Raw genomic sequence first — 4,004 nt, 5'->3', positions numbered from 1 at the left:
TATTCGTGCAGGCATTACCCGCCAGATGATGATTGCGCAGCTGTGTATGCGCGAAGCACAGCGTCTGGAACAGATGGAGACGAGCGGTGATTAAGTCAATTGGCTTTGTCCTGCTGGTTGGCACCTGCGGGAATGATGCCTGTGATGCTATCCCGGTAACAGAAAAAATCTGGCCCACAGAACAGGCATGTATGCAGGTGATGGAGCGCATACAAAAACGTTATCCCGGTAAAATCTTTTATTGCGAAGAGGTATTACGAAATGAATAAACCAGAGAAAAAAGAAATGAAATTCACACCAGTTGATATTGATGGCGTCATGGCTAATTTAAGGATGCTGGAACGTATGCACGATATCGTTAAATATGGTATTGAGCATGACCTCACCGCCAGAGAAGTCCGGAGCATTATTAACCGTGAAATGAACCAGGTGGAAACTGCCGTGGCGCTACAAAATGAAGCAGCCCGCGAGGAATACATTCGTCGCAGGCTGGGACTATCAAATAAAGATATTCTTACGGATGCTCAGATGGCTGAGGCTTTTGATATTCATCAGAATCTTGGTCTAACAAACTGATGGTATCAGTGATTAGCTGTGATATTTGCAGGATGGGATTATTCGTTGTTCTCAATGCCGGAGCCTCTGCCGCTCCGCTTGCTGCGGCTTCGAGGATCGTTTTGCCTTCCTCTGCGGTAATTAGCCCCTTTCTGACAAGGAGTATCAGCAACCTTGAGGCAATGACATACCCTGCAACATCATAAGGCTGTTCACTGTTTTTCATAAAAAGTTTCCTCTGTTTAGTGAGTGAATTCTGGCGGTGTTGCCGCACCGCCCCCTTTTCTGGAGGTACGATAATGAATCGCACATCCCTGATTAAATTAATTCATGTCGCCCGTCGTGATCTACAACTCGACGATGACACTTACCGCGCCTTTCTGGTGCAGTGCACAGGCAAGACCAGTTGCCGCGAGCTGTCCGTTGCACAACTGGAACAGGTGCTCGATGCCATGAAAGAGCGCGGTTTTAAGAAGCAGAAAAAACATCCCCGCCGTCGCTTTAAGGGGCATGTCACACCGCGCGAGAAGATTTATAAAATCTGGCAGCAGATGTTTCTTGATGGTTTCGTCTCCGATATCAGCGACGCCGCGCTGGACAAATACGTTGAACGCCTGACGGCCAGACGTAATGGCGGTCAGGGTGTTTCCACGCTGGCATGGTGTCACGGGGAATCGTTGCATGTTGTGCTCGAAACGCTCAAACAGTGGCACATGCGCTGCATCCGGGAAGCCTTTGCCCGACATGGTGTGCCTTTACCTGTGAGCGAAACCGGGCGGGAGCTGCGCGGCTATGATGCACTGACCAGTGCATATGCCCGCGCACGAAACAGCGGGAGAATTGCTGTATGAAACAGATGAAAGAGCAGGATTTATTCGAAGACCTCCGGGACGACAGCGTTCTGGAATATCTTCATGATTACCAGGAAAACACCGCTTATCCGGCGTTACTTTCTGAACTGAACGCACTGCTGCGTAAAGAGCTGGCCCGGATTGGCGCAGACCCTGCTCATTCCCTTGAGCTGGTTGTGGCGATTTGTCGCCATATCGGCGGGATGCAGGTTTATGTTCCGAGGGGGAATATTCTGGAGAATCTTGTCCGGGATATGCGTATCTGGCGTGATTTTAACGGCCATAATATTCCTGAACTGGTTCAGCGTTACGGAGTGACGTATAAAACCGTCTACAAGGCCATCAAACGGATGCGACGTCTGGAGCGCAATAAATACCAGCCGGATTTGTTTTACCCCTCCCCGAACCTGCCTCATCCCGTTCGTCGTCCGCCACGACGCCCTTAATCAATGAAGCCGGTAAATCCGGCTTTTTTTATGCCTCCGGCACCATGAAGCAGACCACGTTTAACTCTGCTTCACAGGTGCTTTTATGGAAAATCAAAAATTCTCCCCGGCCTTTGAACATGCGCTGAATTTTATTCTGCGTCCTGATATCGAAGGCGTTTATGTCAATGACCCCACTGACCGTGGCGGCGAAACCAAATACGGCATTTCTGACCGCCGCGACGGTGTGATTGACGGCAAAACCGATGTCAACGGCGACGGCAAACCGGATACCCGCATCAGGGACTTAACCCGCGAACAGGTTGCGCAGATTTACTGGCGCGATTACTGGCTGCCTGCCGGATGTGACCAGTGGCCTGATGGCGTGGCGATGTTTGTGTTCGATGCGGCGGTTCAGCATGGCGTTAAAAAAGCCATCAGAATTTTGCAGGAAGCCGCGGATGTGGATGCTGACGGCATCATCGGCCCGCGTACCCGTAAGGCCGTGAGCCTGTCCACCCCGGACTGGTTGCTGGCCCGCTGTATTGTCCGTCGTTCCCGCTTTTATGCCGACATCATCAAATCAAAACCCGCCCAGGGCAAATACCTGAACGGCTGGTTTAACCGCATGGAAAAGCTGACCGACGCCTGTCTGGAAATCATCGATACCCCTTTGGGCATCATGTCCGCCACGCGGGGGTGATATGGGCAAAGGCTGGGATGCCTCACTGAAAGCCGGGCGGCGTGACCGCCTGCGTCAGGAGGTTTTACACCGCATGGCCGGAGGTCCGCCCCCGAAACCGCTGGACTATACCGGCCATGACGGCACACACGCCAGCTACTACATGCGTGGCTGGAACTCCGTGGATACACGGGACATTTTCTGGCAGTGCCAGAAGTACAAGGAAAAACTCAATGCACAGAATGAATAGTCTTTTTGTTCGCGTTATTTACTCCCGCTTTATGTTGTGCCAGTGGTCGTTTCTGGGACTGTCGGCAGTACTTTTTCTGGCGAGCTGTTTTGCCGGATGGCGGGCGTTTGCGGTCATGGTGCTGGCATACGGCGCGACACTCTGCCTGATTCACAGTTTCCAGCTGGGCAACGTACCTTATCGCCTGCAGCCCAAAAGGCGTTTCCGGGCCGCCTCCCTTCGAATTGTCGTGTGGTCATGGGTGGTCTGGGCCGTTGGTTTTTTCATGCTGACATTCGGCATTCTTTATCTGAAGGAGCCTTATCAGCTGGCGTTCTGGCTGGGCGGTATTTTTTGCGCGGCACTTTATAAACATCAGCGCCGTTTTCATAAGAGGGATTCATGGATCCGTTAACCCTTTCAGGCATCGCCTCTGTTCTGCTGAAAGCCGGGCCGGGGCTGATTCGTTCCGTCGGGCGCTGGTTTGGTGGCAGTACATCTGCCGCCGCTGACTCGGTGGCCGGTATGGTGGAAAGCGTCCGGGAAAGCCTTCCCGTTGCTGAACAGCAACGCATTCTGGAACAAAAACTGGTGATGCTGTCACCGGAGCAACTGGTGCAACTGGAAACCCTGAAAATTCAGCTGCAACAGCTGGAGGTGGAACGGCAGAAGCTGGTGCTGGCTGACCAGCAGGCCGCACACCACGAACAGCAGGAAACCATCCGCAATGGTGACAACGCCACGGACAGCTATGTGCGCCAGACACGCCCGCTGCTGGCCCGCCTTTCCTGTTACAGCAGTCTGGCCTATGTGCTGTTGCTCTCCTGCGGCCAGATTGCCGGAGCCATTGCCGGTGCCAGAGGTATCACGCTGCATATGCCATCACCGGACTGGGATATCACGCTGATGTTGCTTACCCCGGCGCTGGGCTATCTCGGTGTAAGAACCCTTGACGGCTTTGCCCGTTACAGCAAATCAAGCCGTCACAAAATGTCTGCGGGGCCGAAATGACCGACGAAATCGATCGCATCAGTGAAGTGGTTCTGAACGAGCGTCAGAGCGTCGTTAAAGCCTGGCAGACACGGACAAAAGAAGCGCCCCACAGCCGGGGCTTCTGCAATGACTGCGGGAACGTTATTCCGGCACAGCGCCTTGCGGCGCTGCCGGATGTGGTGACCTGTATTGACTGTCAGCAGATGCGGGAACGCAGGAGGAAAACGTGTCCTGGGAAATGATCAGAGCCAACTGGCCCATTCTGTGGG

10 protein-coding genes are annotated in these 4,004 nt (G+C 53.3%); 9 read left to right on the top strand and 1 reads right to left on the bottom strand.

Features of this window, described 5'->3' with window-relative positions:
* Nucleotides 1–86 precede the first annotated feature (86 nt).
* The gene (locus A9587_RS23985) at nucleotides 87–269 is read left to right on the top strand and encodes a hypothetical protein (protein WP_105281981.1); all 183 of its coding nucleotides are present in this window, start codon (nucleotides 87–89) and stop codon (nucleotides 267–269) included.
* Nucleotides 262–576 carry a hypothetical protein gene (locus tag A9587_RS23980; RefSeq protein WP_105281980.1) on the top strand — a complete coding sequence of 105 codons (315 nt, stop codon included), beginning with the start codon at nucleotides 262–264 and terminating at the stop codon, nucleotides 574–576. Before A9587_RS23985 ends, A9587_RS23980 begins: the two co-directional genes overlap by 8 nt.
* Here the strand turns inward: A9587_RS23980 and A9587_RS23975 are convergent.
* A complete protein-coding gene (locus A9587_RS23975) occupies nucleotides 515–781 on the bottom strand; it encodes a hypothetical protein (protein WP_072035588.1) in 267 nt (88 codons plus the stop codon). The two genes, A9587_RS23980 and A9587_RS23975, sit on opposite strands and share 62 nt — an antisense overlap.
* Before the next feature lie 73 nt (nucleotides 782–854).
* Here A9587_RS23975 and A9587_RS23970 point away from each other — a divergent pair, with 73 nt between their 5' ends.
* The 7 genes from A9587_RS23970 to A9587_RS23940 all read left to right on the top strand — a co-directional run bounded on the left by A9587_RS23970 (nucleotide 855) and on the right by A9587_RS23940 (nucleotide 3,977).
* On the top strand, nucleotides 855–1,406 hold the full coding sequence (locus A9587_RS23970; protein ID WP_105281979.1) for a gp16 family protein: 552 nt from the start codon (nucleotides 855–857) through the stop codon (nucleotides 1,404–1,406).
* Nucleotides 1,403–1,852, top strand: coding sequence for a Mor transcription activator family protein (locus A9587_RS23965; RefSeq protein ID WP_040100375.1), 450 nt, complete (start codon nucleotides 1,403–1,405; stop codon nucleotides 1,850–1,852). The genes A9587_RS23970 and A9587_RS23965 overlap by 4 nt, the downstream gene beginning before the upstream one ends.
* 85 nt (nucleotides 1,853–1,937) lie before the next feature.
* Nucleotides 1,938–2,534, top strand: a complete 597-nt coding sequence (locus tag A9587_RS23960; protein ID WP_105281978.1) for a glycoside hydrolase family 108 protein — start codon at nucleotides 1,938–1,940, stop codon at nucleotides 2,532–2,534.
* A 1-nt stretch (nucleotide 2,535) separates the two neighbouring features.
* Nucleotides 2,536–2,763, top strand: a complete 228-nt coding sequence (locus tag A9587_RS23955) for a hypothetical protein (protein ID WP_040088621.1) — start codon at nucleotides 2,536–2,538, stop codon at nucleotides 2,761–2,763.
* Nucleotides 2,747–3,157, top strand: a complete 411-nt coding sequence (locus tag A9587_RS23950) for a hypothetical protein (RefSeq protein ID WP_105281977.1) — start codon at nucleotides 2,747–2,749, stop codon at nucleotides 3,155–3,157. The genes A9587_RS23955 and A9587_RS23950 overlap by 17 nt, the downstream gene beginning before the upstream one ends.
* The gene (locus A9587_RS23945) at nucleotides 3,145–3,753 is read left to right on the top strand and encodes a hypothetical protein (protein ID WP_000371429.1); all 609 of its coding nucleotides are present in this window, start codon (nucleotides 3,145–3,147) and stop codon (nucleotides 3,751–3,753) included. Before A9587_RS23950 ends, A9587_RS23945 begins: the two co-directional genes overlap by 13 nt.
* Nucleotides 3,750–3,977 carry a TraR/DksA C4-type zinc finger protein gene (locus tag A9587_RS23940; protein WP_052924207.1) on the top strand — a complete coding sequence of 76 codons (228 nt, stop codon included), beginning with the start codon at nucleotides 3,750–3,752 and terminating at the stop codon, nucleotides 3,975–3,977. The genes A9587_RS23945 and A9587_RS23940 overlap by 4 nt, the downstream gene beginning before the upstream one ends.
* The last annotated feature ends 27 nt before the right edge of the window (nucleotides 3,978–4,004 follow it).

The sequence above is a fragment of the Escherichia sp. MOD1-EC6162 genome, from assembly GCF_002965125.1.
Classification (GTDB): Bacteria; Pseudomonadota; Gammaproteobacteria; order Enterobacterales; family Enterobacteriaceae; genus Escherichia; species Escherichia marmotae.
Note: the sequence above shows the minus strand (reverse complement) of the source record. Positions and strands in the feature narration are given on the sequence as shown.

Excerpts from the sequence above, each read along its gene's own strand:
- A9587_RS23960 (WP_105281978.1), top strand. The coding sequence starts at position 1,938 with ATGGAAAATCAAAAATTCTCCCCGGCCTTTGAACATGCGCTGAATTTT.
- A9587_RS23980 (WP_105281980.1), top strand. The coding sequence starts at position 262 with ATGAATAAACCAGAGAAAAAAGAAATGAAATTCACACCAGTTGATATT.
- A9587_RS23950 (WP_105281977.1), top strand. The coding sequence starts at position 2,747 with ATGCACAGAATGAATAGTCTTTTTGTTCGCGTTATTTACTCCCGCTTT.
- A9587_RS23975 (WP_072035588.1), bottom strand. The coding sequence starts at position 781 with ATGAAAAACAGTGAACAGCCTTATGATGTTGCAGGGTATGTCATTGCC.
- A9587_RS23970 (WP_105281979.1), top strand. The coding sequence starts at position 855 with ATGAATCGCACATCCCTGATTAAATTAATTCATGTCGCCCGTCGTGAT.
- A9587_RS23955 (WP_040088621.1), top strand. The coding sequence starts at position 2,536 with ATGGGCAAAGGCTGGGATGCCTCACTGAAAGCCGGGCGGCGTGACCGC.
- A9587_RS23940 (WP_052924207.1), top strand. The coding sequence starts at position 3,750 with ATGACCGACGAAATCGATCGCATCAGTGAAGTGGTTCTGAACGAGCGT.
- A9587_RS23945 (WP_000371429.1), top strand. The coding sequence starts at position 3,145 with ATGGATCCGTTAACCCTTTCAGGCATCGCCTCTGTTCTGCTGAAAGCC.
- A9587_RS23965 (WP_040100375.1), top strand. The coding sequence starts at position 1,403 with ATGAAACAGATGAAAGAGCAGGATTTATTCGAAGACCTCCGGGACGAC.